Annotated in this window: 15 protein-coding genes; 5 read left to right on the top strand and 10 right to left on the bottom strand. The window is 71.2% G+C overall.

The window, feature by feature from the left end; translation table 11 throughout:
• Positions 1-38 precede the first annotated feature (38 nt).
• From H4687_RS32185 to H4687_RS32205, 5 genes are all read right to left on the bottom strand, one after another.
• Positions 39-890, bottom strand: coding sequence for a carbohydrate ABC transporter permease (locus H4687_RS32185; protein ID WP_046919770.1), 852 nt, complete (start codon positions 888-890; stop codon positions 39-41).
• A gap of 5 nt (positions 891-895) precedes the next feature.
• A complete protein-coding gene (locus H4687_RS32190) occupies positions 896-1,789 on the bottom strand; it encodes a carbohydrate ABC transporter permease (RefSeq protein ID WP_046919771.1) in 894 nt (297 codons plus the stop codon).
• 10 nt (positions 1,790-1,799) lie between these two features.
• Positions 1,800-3,212: an extracellular solute-binding protein gene (locus tag H4687_RS32195; RefSeq protein ID WP_373560616.1), complete on the bottom strand. Its 1,413-nt coding sequence runs from the start codon at positions 3,210-3,212 to the stop codon at positions 1,800-1,802.
• Between the two features lie 126 nt (positions 3,213-3,338).
• Positions 3,339-4,022 (bottom strand): response regulator, encoded by a 684-nt coding sequence (locus tag H4687_RS32200; RefSeq protein WP_046709879.1) that lies wholly within the window; start codon positions 4,020-4,022, stop codon positions 3,339-3,341.
• A complete protein-coding gene (locus H4687_RS32205) occupies positions 4,019-5,737 on the bottom strand; it encodes an ATP-binding protein (RefSeq protein WP_046920154.1) in 1,719 nt (572 codons plus the stop codon). The genes H4687_RS32200 and H4687_RS32205 overlap by 4 nt, the downstream gene beginning before the upstream one ends.
• A 493-nt stretch (positions 5,738-6,230) precedes the next feature.
• On the opposite strand from H4687_RS32205, the gene H4687_RS32210 reads away from it, so the two are divergent.
• The 5 genes from H4687_RS32210 (at position 6,231) to H4687_RS32230 (ending at position 12,607) form a co-directional block, all read left to right on the top strand.
• Positions 6,231-7,607, top strand: a complete 1,377-nt coding sequence (locus tag H4687_RS32210; protein ID WP_046919035.1) for a cation:dicarboxylate symporter family transporter — start codon at positions 6,231-6,233, stop codon at positions 7,605-7,607.
• Between the two features lie 215 nt (positions 7,608-7,822).
• Entirely contained in the window at positions 7,823-8,251 is a 429-nt protein-coding gene (locus H4687_RS32215; protein WP_046919036.1) for a MerR family transcriptional regulator, read from the top strand.
• A gap of 14 nt (positions 8,252-8,265) precedes the next feature.
• On the top strand, positions 8,266-8,580 hold the full coding sequence (locus H4687_RS32220; protein WP_046919038.1) for a thioredoxin family protein: 315 nt from the start codon (positions 8,266-8,268) through the stop codon (positions 8,578-8,580).
• 168 nt (positions 8,581-8,748) lie between these two features.
• Positions 8,749-10,992, top strand: coding sequence for a HelD family protein (locus H4687_RS32225; RefSeq protein WP_046919037.1), 2,244 nt, complete (start codon positions 8,749-8,751; stop codon positions 10,990-10,992).
• 145 nt (positions 10,993-11,137) lie between these two features.
• The gene (locus tag H4687_RS32230; protein WP_050399651.1) at positions 11,138-12,607 is read left to right on the top strand and encodes a cytochrome P450 family protein; all 1,470 of its coding nucleotides are present in this window, start codon (positions 11,138-11,140) and stop codon (positions 12,605-12,607) included.
• Positions 12,608-12,741: 134 nt separating this feature from the next.
• Here H4687_RS32230 and glgB read toward each other — a convergent pair whose 3' ends face one another.
• From glgB to H4687_RS32255, 5 genes are all read right to left on the bottom strand, one after another.
• The gene (gene glgB, locus H4687_RS32235; protein WP_078907641.1) at positions 12,742-16,068 is read right to left on the bottom strand and encodes a 1,4-alpha-glucan branching enzyme; all 3,327 of its coding nucleotides are present in this window, start codon (positions 16,066-16,068) and stop codon (positions 12,742-12,744) included.
• 36 nt (positions 16,069-16,104) lie between these two features.
• Complete coding sequence (locus H4687_RS32240; protein WP_050399652.1) at positions 16,105-17,556, bottom strand: maltokinase N-terminal cap-like domain-containing protein; 1,452 nt, start codon at positions 17,554-17,556, stop codon at positions 16,105-16,107.
• 93 nt (positions 17,557-17,649) lie between these two features.
• On the bottom strand, positions 17,650-19,368 hold the full coding sequence (gene treS, locus H4687_RS32245; protein ID WP_097249339.1) for a maltose alpha-D-glucosyltransferase: 1,719 nt from the start codon (positions 19,366-19,368) through the stop codon (positions 17,650-17,652).
• Positions 19,365-21,503, bottom strand: a complete 2,139-nt coding sequence (locus H4687_RS32250) for an alpha-1,4-glucan--maltose-1-phosphate maltosyltransferase (protein WP_192781744.1) — start codon at positions 21,501-21,503, stop codon at positions 19,365-19,367. The genes treS and H4687_RS32250 overlap by 4 nt, the downstream gene beginning before the upstream one ends.
• 228 nt (positions 21,504-21,731) lie before the next feature.
• Positions 21,732-22,958, bottom strand: a complete 1,227-nt coding sequence (locus H4687_RS32255; RefSeq protein ID WP_046915598.1) for a S8 family peptidase — start codon at positions 22,956-22,958, stop codon at positions 21,732-21,734.
• Positions 22,959-23,134 lie beyond the last annotated feature (176 nt).

Consider the following 23,134-nt stretch of genomic DNA (forward strand, 5'->3'; position numbering starts at 1 on the left):
GGAGGGGACCTGAGGCCGGCCGCGGAAGCCGGCCGGCCTCACCCCTTGACCGCCCCGCCCAGCGCGAACCCGCCGCCCAGCCGCCGGGCCACCGCCACGTACAGCAGGATCACCGGCGTCGAGTAGATCACCGAGAACGCCGCCAACTGGCCGTAGACCACCGTCCCCCGGTTCCCGAAGAACTCGTTGACGCTGACGGCCGCCGGCATCTGTTCCGGGGTGAGCAGCAGCATGAACGGGACGAAGAAGTTCCCCCACATCATCACGAAGGAGAAGACGGTCACCACGGCGACGCCCGGTCCCATCAGCGGGAGCACCACCCGCAGCAGCGACTGGAACGACGACGCGCCGTCCGTCCACGCCGCCTCCTCCAGTTCCTTCGGCACTCCGTCCATGAAGTTCTTCATCAGCCAGATCGCGAACGGCAGTTGAGATGCGGCGAAGAAGAAGATCGTGCCCTGCATGGTGTCGATCAGGTTCACCTGGACGAACAGCGCGTACACCGGGACCATGATCGCCGTGATCGGCAGGCTCGTCGCGAAGAGGATCGTCAGAAGGAAGGGGCGGTTCAGACGGGAGCGGAAGCGGGAGAGCGGGTAGGCCGCCAGGGCCGCGCACACCACGGTCAGCGCCGTGCCTCCGCCGCACAGGAGCAGGCTGTTGAGCAGCGGCGTGAAGGTGATGTCCGGGGTCAGGACGGCGTCGAAGTTGTCGAGGGTCACGCCGTCGGGGACCTTCACCGTCAGGTCCGCACGCGGATCCACGGAGGAGAGGACCACCCAGGCCAGCGGGAGCACGAAGGCCGCGGCGACGACGAGGAGGCCGCCGTCGGCGGCCAGCCGGTGGCGGACCGCGCGGCGGGAGAGAGGGGCCCGGGTCTTCGGGGCCACGGGACTCACACCTCCGTCCGCAGCAGGCGCAGATAGAGCACCGAGAACAACGAGCCCACCACCAGCAGCAACAGGGCCACCGCGGTGCCGTAGCCGATCATGCTCTTCTGGAACGCCTCCTCGTACATGAACAGGGGCAGGGTCTGGCTCCGGCCGCCCGGGCCGCCTCGCGTCATCACCCAGATCAGGCCGAACACGGACAGCGTCTGCAGGGTGATGAGCATCAGGTTGGTGCCGATGGAGCGGCGGATCATCGGGAGCGTGATGTGCCACATGCGGCGCATGCCGCTCGCGCCGTCGACCTCCGCCGCCTCCGTGATCTCCTTGGGGATCTCGTTCAGGGCCGCCGAGTACACCAGCATCGAGAACGCAGTGCCCCGCCAGACGTTCGCGAACGACACGGCCAGGATCGGCAGCGTGTAGAGCCAGTTCTGGGACGGGAGGCGGAGCCAGTCCAGGAGCGCGTTCAGCGTCCCCTCGCGGCGGAAGAACGCGTAGAGGAGGAAGCCGGCCACGACCTCCGGCAGGACCCAGGCGGTGACGACGACGCCACCGACCAGCGTGCGCACGGGTTTCGAGGCGCGCCGCATCAGGGCGGCCAGGACCAGGCCGAGGGTGTTCTGGCCGAGCAGCGCCGAGACCACCGTGAAGACCAGGGTGAGCCGGACCGCGTTGAGGAACGCCTCGTCCCCGAACGCCGTACGGAAGTTCTCCAAGCCGACGAAGGAGTCCTCGGCCTGACCGGTGAGCTGGAGGTCGGTGAAGGCGATGTACGCGCAGTAGCCGATGGGGCCGGCGAGGAAGAGGAGCAGGAGGACGGTGGCGGGGGTGAGGGGGAGGGCCCGGGCGAACGCCCGGAACGCGGGGCGGGGCGGTCCCTCCGCGGCCGGCCCCTTCATACGCGGGGGCTCATTCCTCGATCACCTGGTCGTCCGTGGCCGCCCGCAGCTCCTCGTCGTAGTTCTCGGCCGCCTCGGACACGGACGCGTCGCCCGTCGTCACGGATTCCATCGCTTCCTGGATGGCCGTGGAGACCTTGGGATAGGCCGGGTACGCCGGCCGGTAGTGCGTGCTCGACACCAGGTCCGTGAAGAACTCGATGCCGGGCTGGGCCTTGGCGTACGCCGGATCCTCGGCCACGTCCTTGCGGACCGCGATCCCCGAGTTGGCGATGTACCACTTCCGGGCGTTGGCCTTCGACTGCATGGTCTTGACGAACGCGAAGGCGAGATCGGGGTTCCCGGCCTTGTCGGGGATCGCCCAGGTCCAGCCGCCGGACATGCTCACCTTGCCGGGGGACTGGCCGTGCTGGGTGGGCATGGGGGCGAGGCCGAGCCTCTCCGACCACTCGGGCCATGCGTGGCCGCTGCCGGGCAGCCAGTCCTGGGGGAGCCAGGAGCCGTCGAGGTTGATGCCGAGCCTGCCCTCGGGGAGGAGTTCACCGCGCACCCGGGTCGCGATGTTGGGGTCGAGGGCGTCGGAGACCTCCGGTCCGAGCTTCTCCTTGAAGACCGTCTCCACGAAGCCGAGGGCGTCCTCGAAACCCTGGGTGCCGGCCTTCCACTTCTTCGACTTCTCGTCGTACAGCGGGTCACCTGCCCCGGCGGCGGTGGCGCCCTGCGTGCCGTAGAGGAGCATCTCGAAGCCCTGCATGGTCGCCGCCTCGCCCGCCGGCTTCCCCGTGTAGACGTTCAGGGGGATGACGCCGGGGACCTTCCGCTTGATCGTGCGGGCCGCGTCCAGGACGTCGGCCCAGGTCTTCGGCCGCCAGTCCGCCGGCAGGCCCGCCTTGGCGAAGACCGCCTTGTCGAACCACAGCCCGCGGGTGTCCGTGCCGTCCGGGATGCCGTACGTCTTCCCGTCCTCGGCCTTCGCCGCCGCCTTGGCCGTGTCGATGAACTGGTCCCAGTCCTTCCAGTCGGCCAGATAGCCGTCCAGGGGCCGCAGATAACCGCTCGTGATGTCCGAGTTGATGAGGAAGGTGTCCTCGTAGACCAGGTCCGGTGCCGTCTTCGGCGACCGCAGCATCTGCTGGACCTTGGTGTAGTACTCCGAGTCCGGGGCCTTGATCGGGACGAGCTTCACCCTCTTGCCCGGATTCGCCTTCTCGAACTGCTTCTTGACGTCGGCGAGGAAGGTGTCCATCACCCGGACCTGGTTGTCCGTGGACTGTTTGTAGGAGACCTCCACGGTGTCCGGGTCACCGCCGGAACCGCCGCCGCAGGCCGTGAGGACGCCGGGAGCGGTGATCGCCAGAGCGGCGGTGAGGAGGAGACGGAGGGGGGATCGGTGGGGGCGGGGTGCGGTGGGGCGCACGGGCACGACCTCCTGCTGGCTACGTCGTTGTGGCCTTGGGTGGTGCCCGGTGACGGTACGAGGAATGGTCTAGTCAGGTCAATGCGTCTGCACCGATCCCCGGCAGGGTCGCGGAGATCCGCCGGAAGGGCCCTACCCCTTCACCCACCGGTACTGCAGCTCGGGCCGCCCCACCTGCCCGTACTGCGGACTCCGCGCCGCCCGCCCCGCGTCCACCAGGTGTTCCAGGTACCGGCGGGCCGTGATCCGGGAGATGCCGACCGCCTCCGCGACGCCGGCCGCCGTCAGCCCCTCGCCCGCGTCGCGCAGGGTCACCGTCACCCGCTCCAGGGTCGGCGCGCTCAGCCCCTTCGGCAGGGCCGCCGGGCCGGGGGCCCGCAGGGTCGCCAGGGCGCGGTCCACCTCGTCCTGCCCGCTCGCCTCGCCGGCCGCCGCGTGGAACTCGGCGTAGCGGATCAGACGGTCGCGCAGGGTCGCGAACGTGAAGGGTTTGAGGACGTACTGGACCACGCCCAGCGACACGCCCTCGCGCACCACCGTCAGGTCCCGGGCCGACGTCACCGCTATCACGTCCGCGTGATGGCCGGCCGCGCGCAGGGAGCGGGCCAGCTGCAGACCGTGCACGTCCGGGAGATGGAGGTCCAGCAGCAGCAGGTCCACCGGCATACGGTCCAGCGCGCGCCGGGCCTCCGCGCCCGTGTGCGCCTTGCCGACCGCCGTGAAGCCGGGGACACGGCCGACGTACATCATGTGCGCGTCGGCGGCCACGGGGTCGTCCTCGACGACCAGGACTCTGATGGGATCGGCACCGGTCATACGTCGTCGCCTCCAGCCACAGTGGCCCGAGGGGCCTGGACAGCCTTGTCCCGCACGGCCGGGACCGTCCGGTCGCCGCCGCCCGCGCCCAGCGGCAGCCGCACCTCGAACCGGGCCCCGCCCCCGGCCGCCTCCGACACGGTCAGCGTTCCGCCGTGCCGGCGCGCGGTCTGCCGTACGAGGGCCAGACCCAGCCCCCGGCCGCCGGGGCCCGCGGGCTTCGTCGAGAAGCCGCGCTCGAACACCGCCTCCGCGTGGGCCGGGCTGATGCCGCTGCCGGTGTCCGACACCCGCAGCACCAGCACGGGGTCGTCCACCGGTCCGTCCGCGCCGTCCGGCGGGCCCGTCTCGTCCGTGTACGCCGTCACCGTCACCCTCGCCCCCACCGAACCCTGCGCCGCGTCCACCGCGTTGTCGATCAGGTTGCCCAGGACCGTCACCAGGTCACGCGCTGGCAGCGACTGCGGGAGCAGGCCGTCGTCGATGCGGCTGTCCTCGGACACCACCAGCTCCACGCCCCGCTCGTTCGCCTGGGCCGCCTTGCCCAGCAGCAGGGCCGCCAGCACCGGTTCGCTCACCGCCGCGACGACCTTGTCCGTGAGGGCCAGCGCCAGTTCCAGTTCCGCCGTCGCGAAGTCGATCGCCTCGTCCGAGCGGCCCAGTTCGATGAGCGACACGACCGTGTGGAGACGGTTCGCGGCCTCGTGCGCCTGCGAGCGCAGCGCCTCGGTGAAACCGCGCTCGGAGTTCAGCTCGCCCGTGAGGGACTGCAGTTCCGTCACGTCCCGCAGCGTGACCACCGTGCCCCGGCGCTGGCCTCCCGACACCAGGGAGGTGTTCACCACGAGCACCCGTTCGGCGGTGAGGAGCACCTCGTCCACCCGGGGCTCGGAGGACAGCAGGGCGCCCGTCAACGGGGCCGGCAGCTTCAGGTCCGCCACCGAGCGGCCGACCACGTCGTCCGTCACCCCCAGCAGCTCCCGGGCCCCGTCGTTGATGAGCGCCACCCGGTACTGCCCGTCGAGCATCAGCAGGCCCTCGCGCACGGCGTGCAGGGCGGCCTGGTGGTAGTCGTGCATGTTGCTCAGCTCGGCGGCGTTCATGTTGTGCGTGTGGCGGCGCAGGCGGGCGTTGACGACGTAGGTGCCCATGCCGCCGAGGGCCAGCGCGCCGAAGGCGACGCCCATGAGGGCCGTGAGCTGTTCCTGGACCCGGTCGCTGATCGCCTGGACCCGGATACCGGCGCTGACCAGGCCGATGACCTTGCCGTCCTCCATGATCGGGGTGACCGCGCGGACCGACGGGCCGAGGGTGCCCGTATAGGTCTCGGTGATCGAACCGCCCTGCCGCGCCTTCTCTATGTGGCCGAGGAAGTGCTCACCGATCCGGTCGGGGTCCGGGTGCGTCCAGCGGATGCCGTCGGGGGTCATGATCGTCACGAAGTCGACTCCGGCGTGCCGCTGCACCTCGGTGGCGTACGGCTGGAGCCGCGCGGTGGGATCGGCGGTGTGGATCGCGGCCCGGACCGAGGGGGCGTCGGCGACGGTGGCCGCGACGGCGAGGGCCTGGCGGGTTCCCGCCTCCTCCGCCTGCGAGCGGTCGCTGACGTAGGTGAACAGCGCGTATCCGGCCAGGAGGGCGGCGATGAGCACCGCCTGCACGGCGAAGAGCTGGCCGGCCAGGCTGCGGGGGCGGAGGCGGTGCGGGACGCGCATGGCAACAGTCTGCACGCACGGGTTGGCGTGAACTAAATGAACGGAAGGGTGACCGCCCTCACAGGGCGGGGGATAGTCAGCGCATCGGCTCGTCCAGCACATGGACACCGACAGGGAGTACGACTCCCGCACCGGGACCTCTACCCCGAGCCGCCGGGAGCCCGTCTCCCACCCCAGGGAGGCACCTCTCCCACCCCCGGGAGCCCCCCAGCTCCCAACCGCCGGAAGCCCCCCAGCCTCCGGCCCGGAAGCCCGCCGGCTTCCACCGCCGGGAGCCCCGGCTCCCACACCCCCCGGGAGCCCCGCTCCCACCGCCGCCGGAAGTCCCCCAGCTGCCGGCTCCGGGAGCCCGCCGGCTCCCGACCCCGGGAGCCGGTCTCCCACCCGGGAACCCGCCGGTTCCCACCCTGGGAGACCGTCTCCCGAATTCCCCCGGTCGTGAGCCGCACGCCGGAACAGCGAGCCGACGACGTCGTCGACGAGGAGGGCAGCCGTGGCCAGCAGCACCCATACGGCACCTACCGCTCCCGCCAAGCGGGACCGCACCCACTACCTGTACATCGCCGTGATCGTGGCTGTGGCCATCGGCATCGCCGTGGGCCTCATCGCCCCGGACTTCGCCGTCGAGCTGAAGCCCATCGGCACCGGCTTCGTGAACCTGATCAAGATGATGATCTCGCCGATCATCTTCTGCACGATCGTGCTGGGCATCGGCTCCGTACGGAAGGCCGCGAAGGTCGGCGCCGTCGGCGGTATCGCCCTCGCCTACTTCACGGTGATGTCGCTGGTCGCCCTCGGCATCGGCCTGGTCGTCGGCAACATCGTCGAGCCGGGCACCGGCCTCGCGGTCACCGACGCGATCAAGGAGACCGGCCAGGCGCAGGTGTCGGCCGAGGCCAAGGACACCACCGAGTTCCTGCTCGGCATCATCCCGACGACGATCGTCTCCGCCTTCACCGGCGGCGAGGTCCTCCAGACGCTGCTCGTCGCGCTGCTCGCCGGTTTCGCGCTCCAGGCCATGGGTGACTCCGGTCAGCCGGTCCTGCGCGGTGTCGAGCACATCCAGCGCCTGGTCTTCCGCATCCTCGCCATGGTGATGTGGGCCGCCCCGATCGGTGCCTTCGGCGCCATGGCGGCCGTCGTCGGTTCCGCCGGTCTGGACGCGCTCAAGAGCCTCGCCGTCCTGATGCTCGGGTTCTACGCCACCTGCTTCCTCTTCGTCTTCATCGTTCTCGCCGCGCTGCTGCGGATCGTCGCCGGCATGAACATCCTCTCGCTGTTCAAGTACCTGGGCCGTGAGTTCCTGCTGATCCTGTCCACCTCCTCCTCCGAGTCGGCGCTGCCGCGCCTCATCGCGAAGATGGAGCACCTGGGTGTCAGCAAGCCCGTCGTCGGTATCACCGTCCCGACCGGCTACTCCTTCAACCTCGACGGCACCATGATCTACATGACCATGGCGTCCCTGTTCATCGCCGACGCCATGGGTACGCCGATGTCGGTCGGGGAGCAGATCCCGCTGCTGCTCTTCCTGCTGGTGGCCTCCAAGGGCGCGGCCGGTGTCACCGGCGCGGGTCTGGCCACCCTCGCGGGCGGTCTGCAGTCCCACAAGCCGGCCCTGGTGGACGGTATCGGCCTCATCGTCGGCATCGACCGCTTCATGAGCGAGGCCCGCGCCCTCACCAACTTCGCGGGCAACGCGGTCGCCACGGTTCTCATCGGTACCTGGACCAAGGAGATCGACAGGGAGCGCGTGGACCAGGTCCTCGCCGGTCAGCTGCCCTTCGACGAGAAGACGCTGCTGGACGACGGGCACGGTGCCGCGGCGCCCGCGGCCGAGCCCGACGGCGAGAAGGAACTCGCCAAGGCGTGACGCGCCCCGGAGGGGCCCAGGGCCCCCCGAGAACCCCGTACGGCCGGGTCCTCCCCCCGTAGACCCGGCCGTACGGTTCCAGGACACACAACTGAAGAGCTTCCCAGAACACCGAGCGGCCAGGTCCTCCCCCTATAGACCTGGCCGCTCGGCTTTTTGCCGTCGTGGGTGCGCGGGCTTTCCCTGACGTCGGCGTCAAGGAATACCGTCCTCGTATGCGCATCGGGGAGCTGGCGGAACGCGCCGGGACGACGACACGGGCCCTGCGGTACTACGAGGCGCGGGGGCTGTTGCCCGCGCGGCGGGCGGGGAACGGCTACCGGACGTACGACGAGGCGGACCTGAGGCTGCTGCGGCAGATCCGGACGCTGCAGGACTTCGGGTTCGACCTGGAGGAGACGCGGCCGTTCGTGGAGTGTCTGCGGGCGGGACATCCGGAGGGCGACTCGTGCCCGGCGTCGCTGGCGGTGTACCGGCGGAAGCTGGACGAACTCGACGCGCTGATCGGTGAGTTGGCGGCTGTGCGGGCGTCGGTCGGCGAGCAGCTGGCGCGGGCCGAGCGGGCGCGGGAGCGGCTGGCGGCCGAGGCGGAGGTTCCGGGAGGCCCGGAGCCGGAGTGTGAACTGGGAGGCGGACAGCTGTGATCAGGGCGGCCGGCGTGGCAGAGGTGACGGACGCGGACTTCGAGGCGGAGGTGATCGGGGCGGAGCTGCCGGTACTGGTGGAGTTCACGGCCGACTGGTGTCCGCCCTGCCGGCAGATGGGGCCGGTGCTCAGCGCCCTCGCCGCCGAGGAGGGCGGGCGGCTGAAGGTGGTGCAGCTGGACGTGGACACCAGTCCGGAGACCACCAACGCGTACCGGGTGATGTCGATGCCGACGTTCATGGTGTTCAAGGGCGGTGAGCCACTGAAGTCCATGGTCGGCGCGCGGCCGAAGCGGCGGCTGCTGGAGGAAATCGCCGACGTGCTCTGAGACCCTGACGCATACAGAAAATCCCCCGAGCAATTGCGCTCGGGGGATTTTCTTGCGTATATTTGATGGTTCGCGACTTCAATCCTGTTGAGTCGCAAAGAAGTTCAGTGAGCACAGTATATCCGGGCGGGAGTGGAATTGTCAAACACCGGCTATTCGCACGATGAATTGCGGCGCGAGCAGGAATTCATCGACGGGGTGTATGCCCGGGTGGACGCCCTGCGCGGTGAGACCGAGGGCTCGGTCACGGACGCGCTCGCCCAGGGCAACACGCCCATGCAGGCCCGCCTGGAGCGGGACATCCTCGTCGCCGAGCGCTCGGGGCTGCTGGCCGCGCTGAACGCCGTCGACGGTTCGCTCTGCTTCGGCCGGCTCGACCTCGCCGACGGGGGCGTCCACCACATCGGCCGCATCGGGCTGCGGGAGGACGACACCGAGCGCACGCCGATCCTCATCGACTGGCGCGCCGACGTCGCCCGCCCCTTCTACCTCGCCACCGGCCACACCCCGATGGGGCTGCGCCGCCGCCGGCACCTGACCACCGAGGGCCGCCGGGTGACCGCCCTGCACGACGAGATCCTCGACCTCGGCGACGCCACCCGCACCGGCTACGAGGACCCCACCGGCGACGCCGTCCTGCTCGCCGCCCTCGACTCCGCCCGCACCGGCCGCATGGGCGACATCGTGCAGACCATCCAGGCCGAGCAGGATCGCATCATCCGCGCCCCGCACCAGGGCGTGATGGTCGTCGAGGGCGGCCCCGGCACGGGCAAGACCGCCGTCGCCCTGCACCGGGCCGCCTTCCTCCTCTACGAGCAGCGCGAACTCCTCGCCAAGCGCGCCGTCCTCGTCGTCGGCCCCAACCCCGCCTTCCTCGGCTACATCGGCGAGGTGCTCCCCTCGCTGGGCGAGACGGGCGTCCTGCTGTCCACCGTCGGCGAACTGTTCCCCGGCGTGCGGGCGACCGCGGCCGACACCCCCCGGGCGGCCCGGGTGAAGGGGAGCGCCGCCATGGCGGAGGTGCTCGCGGCCGTCGTACGGGACCGGCAGACCCTGCCCGACCCGGTCGTCGCCATCGAGCACGACCGGGAGATCCTCATGCTCGACGACGACCTCGTCCGGGTCGCCCGCGAGCGCACCCGCGAGGCGAAACTCCCGCACAACGCCGCCCGTGAGTACTTCGAGGGCCACATCCTCAACACCCTCACGGAGATGGTCGCCGAACGCATCGGCACCGACCCCTACGACGGCTCCAACCTCCTGGACGCCAGTGACATCACCCAGATCCGCGACGAGCTGGCCGAGAACCCCGAGGTGTGGGCCGCCATCGGCCGGCTGTGGCCCCGGATCACCCCGCGCCGCCTGATCGCCGACTTCCTCGCCGAGCCGGACGCGTACCTCTCCCCGGAGGACGCCGACGCCGTACGCCGTCCCGTCACCCGGGCATGGACCGTCGCCGACGTGCCCCTGCTCGACGAGGCCGCCGAACTGCTCGGCGAGGACGACCGGCTGGCGCGGGCGCGAGCCGAGCGCGAGCGGGAGACACAGATCGCGTACGCGCAGGGCGTGCTGGAGGTGTCGTACGCCTCCCGGACGTACGAGTTCGAGGACAAGGAGGACAGCGACCCCGACGGCTCGGAGGTGCTGTCCGCGCACGACATCATCGACGCCGAGCGGTTCGCCGAGCGGCACGAGGAGGACGACCACCGCAGCGCCGCCGAGCGGGCGGCGGCCGACCGGACCTGGGCGTTCGGGCACATCATCGTCGACGAGGCGCAGGAGTTGTCGCCGATGGCCTGGCGGCTGCTGATGCGGCGCTCCCCGACCCGCTCGATGACCCTCGTCGGCGACCCGGCCCAGACCGCGGAGGCCGCGGGCGTCGGCTCCTGGGCCGACATCCTCGCCCCGTACGTCCAGGACCGCTGGGAGCACACCCGGCTCGGCGTCAACTATCGCACCCCCGCCGAGATCATGGCCGTCGCGGCCGCGGTCGTCCGCGCCGAGCGGCCGGACTTCGAGCCGCCCAGCTCCGTACGGTCCACGGGCGTACGGCCCTGGGCGCGACGTGCGGCGGCGCGGGAGCTGCCCGCCGAGGTGGCCGAGGTGGTGGCCGAACTGACCCCGGCCGAGGGGCGGCTCGCCGTCATCGCGCCACGCGAACTGCACCGGGCGCTCGCGGCCCGGCTGGACGGGGTGACGGCGGGTGCGGAACCCGACCTGACCAATACCGTCGTCCTCCTCGACCCCCGGCAGGCCAAGGGCCTGGAGTTCGACTCCGTCCTCGTCGTCGAGCCGGGGCGCCTCGGCACCAGCGACCTGTACGTCGCGCTGACCCGGGCGACCCAGGCGCTCGCCGTCGTCCACGCGGAGGACCTGCCCCGGGCGCTCGGGGAGGAACTGACGCCGGCGTGAAGCCGACGGCGGGAGCCGTCTGCCTGCTAGCGGGCAGACGGTGTTCCCGTCACCGTCACCACAGGTGCATCGGGGATCACCAACCCGTAACAGTTCTGGTCGTCGTCACTGCGCGTGCACGGTTCATGCGGTATGCGTGTCGGTCATGGAAACACATCCGTTCGCGGCCGCTCCCGCCGGTGGGCCCGGCCTGGAATCGCTGCGCGTGGAGCCGTTGCTGACCTCGGAGTTCGACGCGGACCCGGGCGGCGTCTACGAGCGACTGCGGAGCACGTACGGTCCCGTGGCACCGGTGGGGCTGCTGGGGGTTCCGGCGTGGCTGGTTCTCGACTACCGCGAGGTGCTGGAGGTCCTGCGCAACGACACCGTCTGGCGGCGCGACGTGCGGCACTGGCGGGCGCGGGCGGAGGGGCGGCTGCCGAAGGGCTGGCCGCTCCTCGCCGGGTACGAGGTCCGGCAGACCATGTTCTTCGACGACGAGGAACACCGGCGTGCCCGGCTGAGCCACCACTCGGCGCTGCGGCCCTTCCAGGACGGCCACTCGCCCGAGGGCTGGGAACTGCGGGCGGCCGTCGCACGGTACGCCGACGAGCTGATCGCCGTGCTCGCGGCCGAGTCCGGGACCACCGGGTTCGCCGATCTCGCGGCGCAGTACACCCGGCCGCTGCTCCTCATGGTGACGACCAAGCTGTTCGGGTGCCCCGTCGAACTCGGCGACGAGATGGTCATGGACCTGTGGCGGATGCTGGACGGCGGGCCGGACGCGGGGCCGGCCACCGAACGGTCGCTGGGCGCGATGATCCGGCTGGCGGCTCATCGGCGCTCGCGCCCCGGGGAGGACCTGACCTCCTACATGCTGCTGTCCGACCCCTCGCTGAGCGACGAACAGCTGGGCCGGGAGCTGTTCATGAACGCGGTCTATCTGAACGACATCACCGGGAACATGGTCTGCAACACGCTGCTGGAGGTGCTGCGGGGCAACGCCACGGTCCGCCGCAGCCTGTCCGACGGGCAGCTGGGGGAGACCGTGAACCGGGCGGCGCTGGCGAATCCGCCCACGGCCAATCTCTGCTTCCGCTTCGCGGCGCGTGATGTGCGGCTGGGCAACTACCTGATCCGGGCCGGTGACATCGTGTCGCCGTCGGTGGCGGCCGCGCACCTGGACCTGCTCGCGGTCGGCTCCTCCCACATCGTCGACTCCACGATCAGTACGCGGGCCCATCTGGCGTGGGGGGCGGGACAGCACCAGTGCCCCAGCGCCGCACGGGAGTTGGCGGGGACGATCGTGACGACCGCGGTCGGGCGGATCTTCGACCACTTCGCGCGGGCGGAGCTGACCCTGCCGCCGGACCAGCTGCCGTGGCGGTCGGGGCCGGTGGTGCGGGGACTGCGGTTGCTGCCGGTGCGGTACGAACTCGCGGTGCACAGCGCGGCTCGGGGCGCGGTGGGGCGGCGGGGGCCGGACGCGGGCGGGGGTGTGCCGTCCGTGCCGCCGCCGGTGGCACCGTCGGCGGAGCGGGTGACTCCGTCGGTGGAGCCGGTGGGGGAGCGGGGCGGGAGTGGGTTGCTGGGGGCGTTGCGGCGGATGATGTTCGGGGGGCGAAGGGGTGGGTGACCCGTCGCCCGGGGCATGCGTCTGCCGCTTCGGTGGGGGCTGCTCGCGCAGTTCCCCGCGCCCCTGAAAAGCAGGGGGCTGCGGCCCCACTGCTTTTCAGGCCCGCAGGGCCCCCACCGGCCCGCGGCGGGGGCTCAGGCCGGGCGGAGCCAGACCGTGGACAGGGGCGGCAGGGTGACGCGGATGCTGGCCGGGCGGGCGTGCCAGGGGTGCGGGTCGGGCTTCACCGGCGCGGAGGTCGTGGCGCCGGTCCCCCCGTAGGCCTCCGCGTCCGTGTTGAGGACCTCGCGCCAGGCCGGGACGTCCTCGGGGACACCCAGCCGGTACTCCTGCCGGACGACCGGGCTGAAGTTGGACACGGCCAGCAGGGGCGTGCCGTCCTCGGCGAACCGCAGGAACGCCAGCACGTTGTCGTCCGCGGAGTCACCCGTGATCCAGGAGAACCCGGCGGGCCGGGTGTCCTGCTGCCACAGGGCCGGGGTGTCGCGGTAGGTGGTGTTGAGGTCACGGACCAGATCACGCACCCCCCGGTGGTCGGCCTCGGCGCCGTACGCGGGATCGAGCAGCCACCAGTCGGGACCGTGCGCCTCCGACCACTCCGCGCCCTGGGCGAACTCCTGCCCCATGAAGAGGAGTTGCTTGCCGGGGTGGGCCCACATGAAGCCCAGGTACGCCCGGTGGTTCGCCCGCCGCTGCCACCAGTCGCCCGGCATCTTCGACACCAGTGAGCCCTTGCCGTGCACGACCTCGTCGTGGGAGATCGGCAGGACGTAGTTCTCGCTGTACGCGTACACCATCGAGAAGGTCATCTCGTGGTGGTGGTGCTTGCGGTGGACGGGGTCCTTGGCCATGTAGTCCAGCGAGTCGTGCATCCAGCCCATGTTCCACTTCAGGCCGAAGCCGAGACCGCCGAAGCCACCGGGGCCGGTGTGGTGGGTGGCGCGGGTGACGCCGTCCCAGGCCGTGGACTCCTCCGCGATCGTCACGACGCCCGGCACCCGCCGGTACACCGTCGCGTTCATCTCCTGGAGGAAGGCGACCGCGTCCAGGTTCTCCCGGCCGCCGTGCTCGTTCGGCGTCCACTGGCCCGGCTCGCGCGAGTAGTCGAGGTACAGCATCGACGCGACGGCATCCACCCGCAGCCCGTCGATGTGGTACTCCTCGCACCAGTAGACGGCGTTCGCCACCAGGAAGTTGCGCACCTCGCGGCGGCCGTAGTCGAACTCCAGCGTCCCCCAGTCGGGATGCGCCGCCCGCAGCGGGTCCGCGTGCTCGTACAGCGGACGCCCGTCGAACTCGGCCAAGGCCCAGTCGTCCCGCGGGAAGTGGGCCGGCACCCAGTCCATCAGCACTCCGATCCCGGCCCGGTGCAGGGCGTCGACCAGGTACTTGAAGTCGTCGGGGGTGCCGAGGCGGGCGGTCGGGGCGTAGAAGCCGGTGACCTGGTAGCCCCAGGAGCCGCCGAAGGGGTGCTCGGCGATCGGCAGCAGCTCGACATGGGTGAAGCCGAGGTCGGAGACGTACGCCGGGAGCTGCTCCGCCAGTTGCCGGTACGTCAGGCCCGGTCGCCAGGACGGCAGATGGACCTCGTAGACCGAGAACGGCGCCTCGTGCGCCGGGGTCTGCGTACGCCGCGCCAGCCACTCCTCGTCGTTCCACTCGTACCGCGAGGCGTGGATGACGGACGACGTGTTCGGCGGGACCTCCGTGCGGCGGGCCATCGGGTCGGCCCGGAGCGTCTTCGACCCGTCCGGCCGGGTGATCTCGAACTTGTACAGCTCGCCCTCGCCGATCCCGGGCACGAACAGCTCCCACACGCCCGAGGAGCCCAGCGAACGCATCGGGTACCCCGTGGCGTCCCAGAAGTTGAAGGTCCCGGCCAGGCGCACGCCGAGCGCGTTCGGCGCCCACACGGTGAAGCGGGTGCCGGTCACGCCCTGGTGGGTCATCGGCTCGGCGCCGAGTGCCTTCCACAGCTCCTCGTGCCGGCCCTCGTTGATCAGATGCTGGTCCAGCTCACCGATCGCGGGCAGGAAACGGTACGCGTCCTCCGTCTCCTGCACGGCGCCCTCGTACGACACCAGCAGCCGGTACGCCCCCGGCACCTCCCGCAACGGCAGCAGCGCCGAGAAGAAGCCGCCCCCGTCGTCGTGCAACTCCGCCCGCAGCGAGTCCACCACCACACTCACGCCGAGCGCGTAGGGCCTGAACGCCCGGAACACCACACCCCCGGGCACGGGGTGGGCCCCCAGCACGGAGTGCGGCGCGTGATGGGTCCCGGCCAGCAGCCGCTCGCGATCGGCGCCGTCCATCGCGGGGGAGACGACGGGGTGGGCGAGGGCGGGGTCGTCCTGGGGGATGCCGGGCGCCTCGGGGGTGTCCTGCCGGGGGACCGACGGCTGCGGGGCCGGCGGCTCGGCGGCGCTCTGCTCGGGGACCACCGGCTCGGCGGAGGCCTGCTGGGGCAGCACGGCCTCCGGGGCCGGTGCGTCGGCCGGCACCGGTGGGGGAGGGGCCGCCCCGGCGCCTGGCGGGACGGCCGGGACCAGTACCGGGGTCTGCGCCCTCTCCGCCTGCCGCGGCGTCCGCACGGCCCTCTTCGCGGCGGTGCGCCTGGCGGCGGCCTCGGTCGTGACGGCTTCCCCGGACGCGGGCGTCTCGACGGCTGTCTTCTTGACGGCGGCCTTCTTGACTCCCGTCTTCTTGGCGGCCGTCTTCTTCGAGCCTGTGGCTTTCGCGGCGGCCTTCGTCGACGCGTCGGGTTTCACCACGGCGGTCTTCGCGGCGGTGGCTTTCGCGACGGCGGTCCCGGCGGCGGTGGTGGCGGCGGGCTTCGCGGTGACGGCTTTCTTCCCGACGGTCTTCTTCGCCACGGCCTTGTCCGTGACGGTCTTCTTCGTCACGGCCTTCTTCGCCACGGCCCTGTCCGTCACCGCCTCCTTCGTCACGGTCTTGTTCGTGACGGCCTTCTTCGCCACGGCCTTCTTCGCCACGGCCTCGGCCTTCGTCGCCGTGGATGTCGTCGTGGTGGCCTTCTTCGCCGGTGCCTTCGCGGCCACGCCCTTGCGCGCGGCGGCCTTTCTCGGCGCGGACGTCCCGGCGGCCGGCTCGCCCTCGATCGGCGCCTTCGCCTCCGGTGCCCCCTCGCCGGCCTTCTCGGCCGCCGCCTCGATCTCGGCGGCCTTGACGCCCGCCGTCTTCCTGGGCTTCCGCGTCCCGCCGGCCGTCCGCACCGGCTGCGGTGCCTCCTCGGCGGCGGCGGTGGGCGTGCTGCCGGCAGACGGGGTCGCCGCTTTCTTCGTCGCCGCCTTTTTCGTCGCCGTCTTCTTCGCGGTCGCCTTCTTCGCCACGGCTTTCTTCGCGGCCGTCTTCTTCACGGCCGTCCTCTTCACCGGGGCGGGCCCCTCGTCGGCGGGGCCGGTGGGCTGGGTGCTGTCGTCGGACGGCGGGCGGGGTGTCACAGGTACTGCCTCCTCGGCAGGTCGGGCTGGGGCGTGTCAGGGGGTGTCGGCGTTGGGGTCCGTGGCGAGCCGGCGCACGGCGGCCAGGGGGACCGGGAGCCAGTCGGGGCGATGGCGGGCCTCGTAGAGGACCTCGTACACGGCCTTGTCGGTCTCGTAGGCGCGCAGCAGCACGGGATCCGTACGGGGGTCGGCCCCGGCGACGTCCGCGTAGCCGGAGCAGTACGCGGCCCGGCAGGCGGTCGCCCAGTCGGCGGCCGGGGGCTGGAGGGAGTGCGCGGCGTAGTCGAAGGAGCGGAGCATGCCGGCGACGTCACGGGCGACGGGCTGCGGCATCCGGCGCTCGGCCAGCGGCTTCGACGGCTCGCCCTCGAAATCTATGAGCGACCACTGCCCGGAGGGCGCGCGGAGGCACTGCCCGAGGTGGAGGTCGCCGTGTATGCGCTGGGCGGTCCACGTGCGCCCCTCGGCGGCCAGGTCGGCGAGCGCCTCGAAGGCCGTGTGCAGACCGGGGGCGTACGGCCGCAGCGCGGGTACGGCCTGCGCGGCGGACTCCAGACGGCCGGTCATCCCGTCGACCAGCGACTCCAGCTGCTGTCGGCCCAGGGTGACCGTGGGCAGGGCCCGCGCCAGCGCGGTGTGCACCTCGGCGGTCGCCCGGCCCAGCGCCCGCGCCTCGGCGGTGAAGTCCTCGCCCTTGGCCAGCATGCTCAGCGCCAGTTCCCAGCCGTCGGCCGCGCCGTGCAGGAACGGCTGGAGGACGCCCAGGACGTGGTGGCCCTCGGCGCCGGCGCCCCGGTCCAGCTCCGCCACCATCCAGGCCACCGGCGCGGGTACCCGGGGGCAGCCTTCCAGGGACAGCTCCCTCGGCAGTTCCAGGTCGGGGTTGTCGCCGGGCACGACCCGGCGGAACAGCTTCAGAATGAACGTATCGCCGTAGACGAGCGAGGAGTTGGACTGCTCCGAGGTGATCAGGCGGGGCACCAGGCCCTCGGGGATGTCGTGCCGGGTGTCCCGCCCGCAGCGCAGCTCCCCGACGTGCGCCTCGGTCCGCATCGCCTCCAGGAGGACCTCGGCGAGGCGGGGGTCGTGCAGGGCCTCGTACACCGTGCGTCCGGCCAGGGGCCCCTCGGCCACGTGCCCGATCAGCGCGGGCGCCAGCCGGGGCGGCAGCGTCTCGCGCACGCCGAGCAGCAGCTGGTAGCAGTCGCCGGGGTGGGCCGGGGCCCCCTGGGACGGCACCAGCGGCTGGTGGGCGCGGACGAGCAGGTGGAACAGCCCGGCCTTGGCGGTGCCCACCGGCAGCAGCTCGGTGGCCGCGACCAGACTGAACCCGGCGACCGGCCGGCCCTTCCCCGCGAACCAGCGCTGCCGTGGCAGCCACTCCCGCAGCAGCGGCTCCAGGGAGAGGAGCAGCCCGGGGGCGGGCTCCGTGGCGGGCGGTGGAGCAGGACTTGGCGCGGTGGGGTGCGTGGCGGCTTCCGACATGGCCTCGCGTCCTTTCCCCGGGGGCGGGGTGTTCCTGTCTGCGTGCCCCGGGCGGGCCGGGAGAAACCGGCCCGCCCGGGGTTCGGGTCGGGCTTACACGGTGTCCTTCCGCAGGCGGAACCAGTAGAAGCCGTGGCCCGCGAGGGTGAGGAGATAGGGCAGTTCGCCGATGGCGGGGAAGCGCACTCCGCCGATGAGTTCGACGGGGTGGCGTCCTTCGTAGGCGCGCAGATCGAGTTCGGTGGGCTGCGCGAAACGCGAGAAGTTGTTCACGCACAGCACCAGGTCGTCCCCGTCCCCCTCGGTCGAGGGCGCCTCCCTGAGGAAGGCGAGGACGGCCGGGTTCGACGACTGCAGCTCGGTGTAGCTGCCGAGGCCGAACGCCGGGTTCTGCTTGCGGATCTCGATCATCCGGCGGGTCCAGTGCAGCAGCGACGAGGGTGACGACATCGACGCCTCGACGTTGGTGACCTGGTAGCCGTAGACCGGGTCCATGATCGTCGGCAGCGACAGCCGTCCCGGGTCGCAGGAGGAGAAGCCGGCGTTGCGGTCCGGCGTCCACTGCATGGGGGTGCGCACGGCGTCGCGGTCGCCGAGCCAGATGTTGTCGCCCATGCCGATCTCGTCGCCGTAGTAGAGGATCGGCGAGCCGGGCAGGGAGAGCAGCAGGGCGGTGAAGAGTTCGATCTGGTTGCGGTCGTTGTCCAGGAGGGGGGCGAGGCGGCGCCGGATGCCGATGTTGGCGCGCATGCGCGGGTCCTTGGCGTACTCCGCGTACATGTAGTCGCGCTCTTCGTCGGTGACCATTTCCAGGGTCAGCTCGTCGTGGTTGCGCAGGAAGATGCCCCACTGGCAGCTCGAGGGGATCGCCGGGGTCTTGGCGAGGATCTCCGAGACCGGGTAGCGCGATTCCCTGCGTACCGCCATGAAGATCCTCGGCATCACCGGGAAGTGGAACGCCATGTGGCATTCGTCGCCGCCGCTGGGGAAATCGCCGAAGTAGTCGACGACGTCCTCCGGCCACTGGTTCGCCTCGGCCAGCAGCACGGTGTCCGGGTAGTGCGCGTCGATCTCCTTCCGCACCCGCTTCAGGAAGTGGTGGGTCGCGGGAAGGTTCTCGCAGTTGGTGCCCTCCTGCTGGTACAGGTAGGGCACGGCGTCCAGGCGGAAACCGTCGATGCCCAGGTCCAGCCAGAAGCGCAGCGCCGAGATGATCTCCTCCTGCACGGCCGGGTTCTCGTAGTTGAGGTCCGGTTGGTGGGAGAAGAAGCGGTGCCAGTAGTACTGCTTGCGGACGGGGTCGAAGGTCCAGTTGGAGGCTTCGGTGTCGACGAAGATGATGCGGGCGTCGGGGAACTGTTTGTCGTCGTCGGCCCAGACGTAGTAGTCGCCGTAGGGGCCGTCGGGGTCCTTGCGGGACTCCTGGAACCACGGGTGCTGGTCGCTGGTGTGGTTCATGACGAAGTCGATGATGACGCGCATGCCGCGTTGGTGGGCGGCGTCGACGAATTCCACGAAGTCGGCGAGGTCGCCGAATTCGGGGAGGACGGCGGTGTAGTCGGAGACGTCGTAGCCGCCGTCGCGCAGGGGGGACTTGAAGAAGGGCGGCAGCCAGATGCAGTCGATGCCGAGCCACTGCAGGTAGTCGAGTTTGGCGGTGAGGCCCTTGAGGTCGCCGACGCCGTCGCCGTTGCTGTCCTGGAAGGAGCGGACGAGCACCTCGTAGAAGACGGCGCGTTTGAACCAGTCCGGGTCCCGGTCCTTCTGCGGCGTGTCCTCGAAGGTGTCAGGAACGGGTTCGTTGACGATCATTGTGTGGGTGACCCCCCGATCTGCGGGTTGGACGGTCGCAGGACGGTCAGTACGTGGGCGGGCGAGCGTCCCGGTTCCAGTCGTACGTAGTTGTTCCTGCCCCAGGTGTAGACCTCACCGGTGAGCTCGTCTCGTACCAGCACGGACTCGTGCCAGTCGAGGCCGAGTTGCGGCATGTCCAACGAGACCGTGGCCTCCTGGGTGTGGTGGGGGTCGAGGTTGACGACCACCAGAACCGTGTTCGAGCCCGCCTGCTTCGAGTAGACGATCACCGCGTCCTGGTCGGCGTGGTGGAAGTGCAGATTGCGCAACTGGCGCAGCGCCGGGCTCCGACGCCTGATCTCGTTGAGCTTGCCGAGCAGTGGGGCGATGGTGTGTCCGTCGCGTGCGGCTGTGTCCCAGTCGCGGGGGCGGAGCTGGTACTTCTCGGAGTCGAGGTATTCCTCGCTGCCGGGTTTGAGGGGGGTGTTCTCGCAGAGTTCGTAGCCGGAGTAGATGCCCCAGGTGGGGGAGAGGGTGGCGGCGAGGACGGCGCGGAGTTCGAAGGCGGGGCGGCCGCCCTCCTGGAGGAAGGCGTGGAGGATGTCGGGGGTGTTGACGAAGAAGTTGGGCCGCATGTAGGCGGCGGCCTCACCGGCGAGTTCGGTGGCGTAGTCGGTGAGTTCGGCTTTGGTGGTGCGCCAGGTGAAGTAGGTGTAGGACTGCTGGAAGCCGGTGGCGGCCAGGGTGTGCATCATCGCGGGGCGGGTGAAGGCCTCGGCGAGGAAGATGACGTCGGGGTCGGTGGCGTTGATGTCGGCGATGACCTGTTCCCAGAACACGACCGGTTTGGTGTGGGGGTTGTCGACGCGGAAGATGCGGACCCCGTGGTCCATCCAGTGCCGCAGGATGCGGGTGGTCTCGGCGATGAGGCCGGGCATGTCCGCGTCGAAGGCGATGGGGTAGATGTCCTGGTACTTCTTCGGCGGGTTCTCCGCGTAGGCGATGGTTCCGTCGGGGCGGTGGTGGAACCACTCGGGGTGCTTGTCGACCCAGGGGTGGTCGGGGGAGCACTGCAGGGCGAAGTCCAGGGCGATCTCCAGGCCCTGGGCGCGGGCCTGGGCGACGAAGAAGTCGAAGTCCTCCAGGGTGCCGAGGTCGGGGTGGACCGCGTCGTGGCCACCTTCGGGGGAGCCGATGGCCCAGGGCACGCCGACGTCGTCGGGGGTGGGGGAGAGGGTGTTGTTGTGGCCCTTGCGGAAGGTCGTGCCGATGGGGTGGATCGGGGGGAGGTAGACGACGTCGAAGCCCATCGCGGCGATCGCGGGCAGGCGGCGGGCGGCGGTGCGGAAGGTTCCGTGGGGCTGGGCGGGGGTGCCCTCGGAGCGGGGGAAGAACTCGTACCAGGAGCCGAACAGGGCCCGTTCCCGCTCCACCAGCAGCGGCAGCGGCTCGCTGGAGGTGACCAGCTCCCGCAGGGGATGACGGGTCAGGACCTCGTCCACCTCCGGCGCCAACGCCGCCGCCAGCCGGGAGGACGCGGGCCTGGCGGTGTCCCGCAGCGCGTCCACGGCGGCACGGAGGGTGGCCCGTCCGCTCCCGCCCTCGGGGATGTCGTCGGCGGCGCGTTCGTACAGCCGCGCGCCCTCCTCCAGGACCAGCTCGGTGTCCATGCCGGCCGGGATCTTGATGCGGGCATGATGGCGCCAGGTGGTGACCGGGTCGCCCCAGCCCTCCACGGCGTACGACCAGACGCCCTCGCTCGGTACGGAGACGGTGGCGCCCCAGCGGTCCGTGCCGGGGGCGAGTTCGCGCATCGGGGTCCAGCCGGCCGGGCGGCCGTCCGGGTCCGTCAGCACGACGTTGGCGGCGACCGCGTCATGGCCCTCCCGGATGACGACGGCCGAGATCTCGAAGGCCTCGCCCACGACCGCCTTCGCCGGGCGGCGGCCGTGGTGGACGGCCGGCCGTACGTCGATGACCGGTATGCGCCCGATGGTGGGGGCGCCCGGTGTCCCGGGGGTCTTGGGAGGTGGCGTGGCCGGCGCGGGCGGACCCGTGCGCGCCGGGCGTGCGGGGCGTGCGGCGGTGCTCTGTGGTGTGGCGCTGGTGGTACTGGTCGTCGGGGGTGGTGACGAATGGTGCGTGGCGGGCATGACCGCTCCTGTCCGCGTCAACGTGGGTGGGCGGATAAGGGTGTGGGGAGGTGGGGCCAGCGGGACTACCGGTGGAGCCTTCCCACACAGTGCGGGTGGGCATTCCGGCACTTTGTTAACTACTCACGCGTATGTCTACACACAAGACCGGCCTCGTCCGAAAGGGTCGAGGCCGGTCACTGTAGTCGCTCTCGGTAAAGAGACCTTCACCTCCGGTGTTACGGACTCCTACGAACGGTCGACCTGGAGAAGCCTGTTCGGGGAGCCCGCCTTCCTGTCCTTCACTTTGCCCGAAACCGCGCGCTCAACCAGGGCTCTGCCCACCTCGGCCGGTGACGCCCCCGGACGGTCGGCCAGATACAGGGCCGCCGCGCCCGCCGCGTGCGGGGCGGCCATGGACGTACCGGAGTGGGTGGCCGTGCCGGTGTCGCTCCGGTGGGACGCGGACGGCACGGACACACCGGGGGCGAACAGGTCCAGGCGCGGGCCCCAGTTCGAGAACGCGGCGCGGACGTCCTTCCTGTCGGTGGCGCCGACGGTGATCGCCTGTTTCACACGGGCGGGTGAGGACAGGCTCGCGGCGAGCCCGTCGTTGCCCGCCGCGACCGTGTAGGTGACCCCGGACGCGATGGAGTTGCGTACGGCCGCGTCGAGCTGGGCGTTGCCCCGGCCGCCGAGACTCATGTTGGCCACGGCCGGCTTCACGGCGTGCCCGGTGACCCAGTCGATGCCCGCGATGACCTGGGCCGTCGTCCCCCCGCCCGCGTCGTCGAGCACCCGTACGGCTACGATCCGGGCCTTCTTGGCGACGCCGTGGACGGTGCCGGCGACGGTGCCCGCGACATGGGTGCCGTGGCCGTTGCCGTCCTGCGCGGTCCGGTCGTTCTGGACGAAGTCCCAGCCGTTCACGGCCCGGCCGCCGAAGTCCTTGTGCGTGACCCGTACGCCGGTGTCGATCACGTACACGGTGACGCCCTCGCCCGCCGACCGCGGCCAGGCGTAGCTCCTGTCGAGGGGCAGGTCCGGCTGGTCGACGCGGTCCAGGCCCCACGCGGACGGGTTCGGCTGCCGGTGCCCGCTCGGGGCTCGGTCGTAGGTCACCTTCGTGTCCTGGACGACCGAGGCGACGCGGGAGTCCGCCGCCAGACGCCTGGCCTCCGTCTCGCCGGCCGTCACGGCGTAACCGTTCAGCGCGGTGCCGTACATATGGCGTATTTCCGCCCCGTACTGCGCCGCTACGCCCTTTCCGGCCGTCGACGGGGCCCGGACGCCCGCCTTCAGGGTCACGATCCAACTGCCCTTGACGGAACCGGGATCACCGACCCCCTGGACGAGCCCCTCCGGGGCGGCCTGCGCGGGCAGGGTGAGGGCCGAAAGCACCACGGCGGTCAGGACCGCCGTGAGCCCTCCCGCCCGGCGGGCACGCCTGATTCTCGCCTCTCCCGGATGACCCATGTGTGAGAACCCCCTCCTCGAACCGGCACCGCCACGGGGCAGCCTCTCGTGCGGCGTGAAGTGCCACAAGGCCGCACAGAGGGGTGGAATCGGCCATATCGGCTGTGGGGCCCACGGGTGGTGCGGCCGGGTTGCCGCTGCTCACGGTCGCCCTGCGGCGAATTCAGGACTGAACG

It is taken from the genome of Streptomyces stelliscabiei (genome assembly GCF_014873495.1).
Classification (GTDB): Bacteria; Actinomycetota; Actinomycetes; order Streptomycetales; family Streptomycetaceae; genus Streptomyces; species Streptomyces bottropensis.

Bases quoted from the DNA above. Each gene is read 5' to 3' on its own strand.
- H4687_RS32190 (WP_046919771.1), bottom strand. From the start codon at position 1,789: ATGAAGGGGCCGGCCGCGGAGGGACCGCCCCGCCCCGCGTTCCGGGCG.
- H4687_RS32200 (WP_046709879.1), bottom strand. From the start codon at position 4,022: ATGACCGGTGCCGATCCCATCAGAGTCCTGGTCGTCGAGGACGACCCC.
- H4687_RS32205 (WP_046920154.1), bottom strand. From the start codon at position 5,737: ATGCGCGTCCCGCACCGCCTCCGCCCCCGCAGCCTGGCCGGCCAGCTC.
- H4687_RS32215 (WP_046919036.1), top strand. From the start codon at position 7,823: ATGCGCATCGGGGAGCTGGCGGAACGCGCCGGGACGACGACACGGGCC.
- H4687_RS32230 (WP_050399651.1), top strand. From the start codon at position 11,138: ATGGAAACACATCCGTTCGCGGCCGCTCCCGCCGGTGGGCCCGGCCTG.
- H4687_RS32240 (WP_050399652.1), bottom strand. From the start codon at position 17,556: ATGTCGGAAGCCGCCACGCACCCCACCGCGCCAAGTCCTGCTCCACCG.
- treS (WP_097249339.1), bottom strand. From the start codon at position 19,368: ATGATCGTCAACGAACCCGTTCCTGACACCTTCGAGGACACGCCGCAG.
- H4687_RS32250 (WP_192781744.1), bottom strand. From the start codon at position 21,503: ATGCCCGCCACGCACCATTCGTCACCACCCCCGACGACCAGTACCACC.
- H4687_RS32255 (WP_046915598.1), bottom strand. From the start codon at position 22,958: ATGGGTCATCCGGGAGAGGCGAGAATCAGGCGTGCCCGCCGGGCGGGA.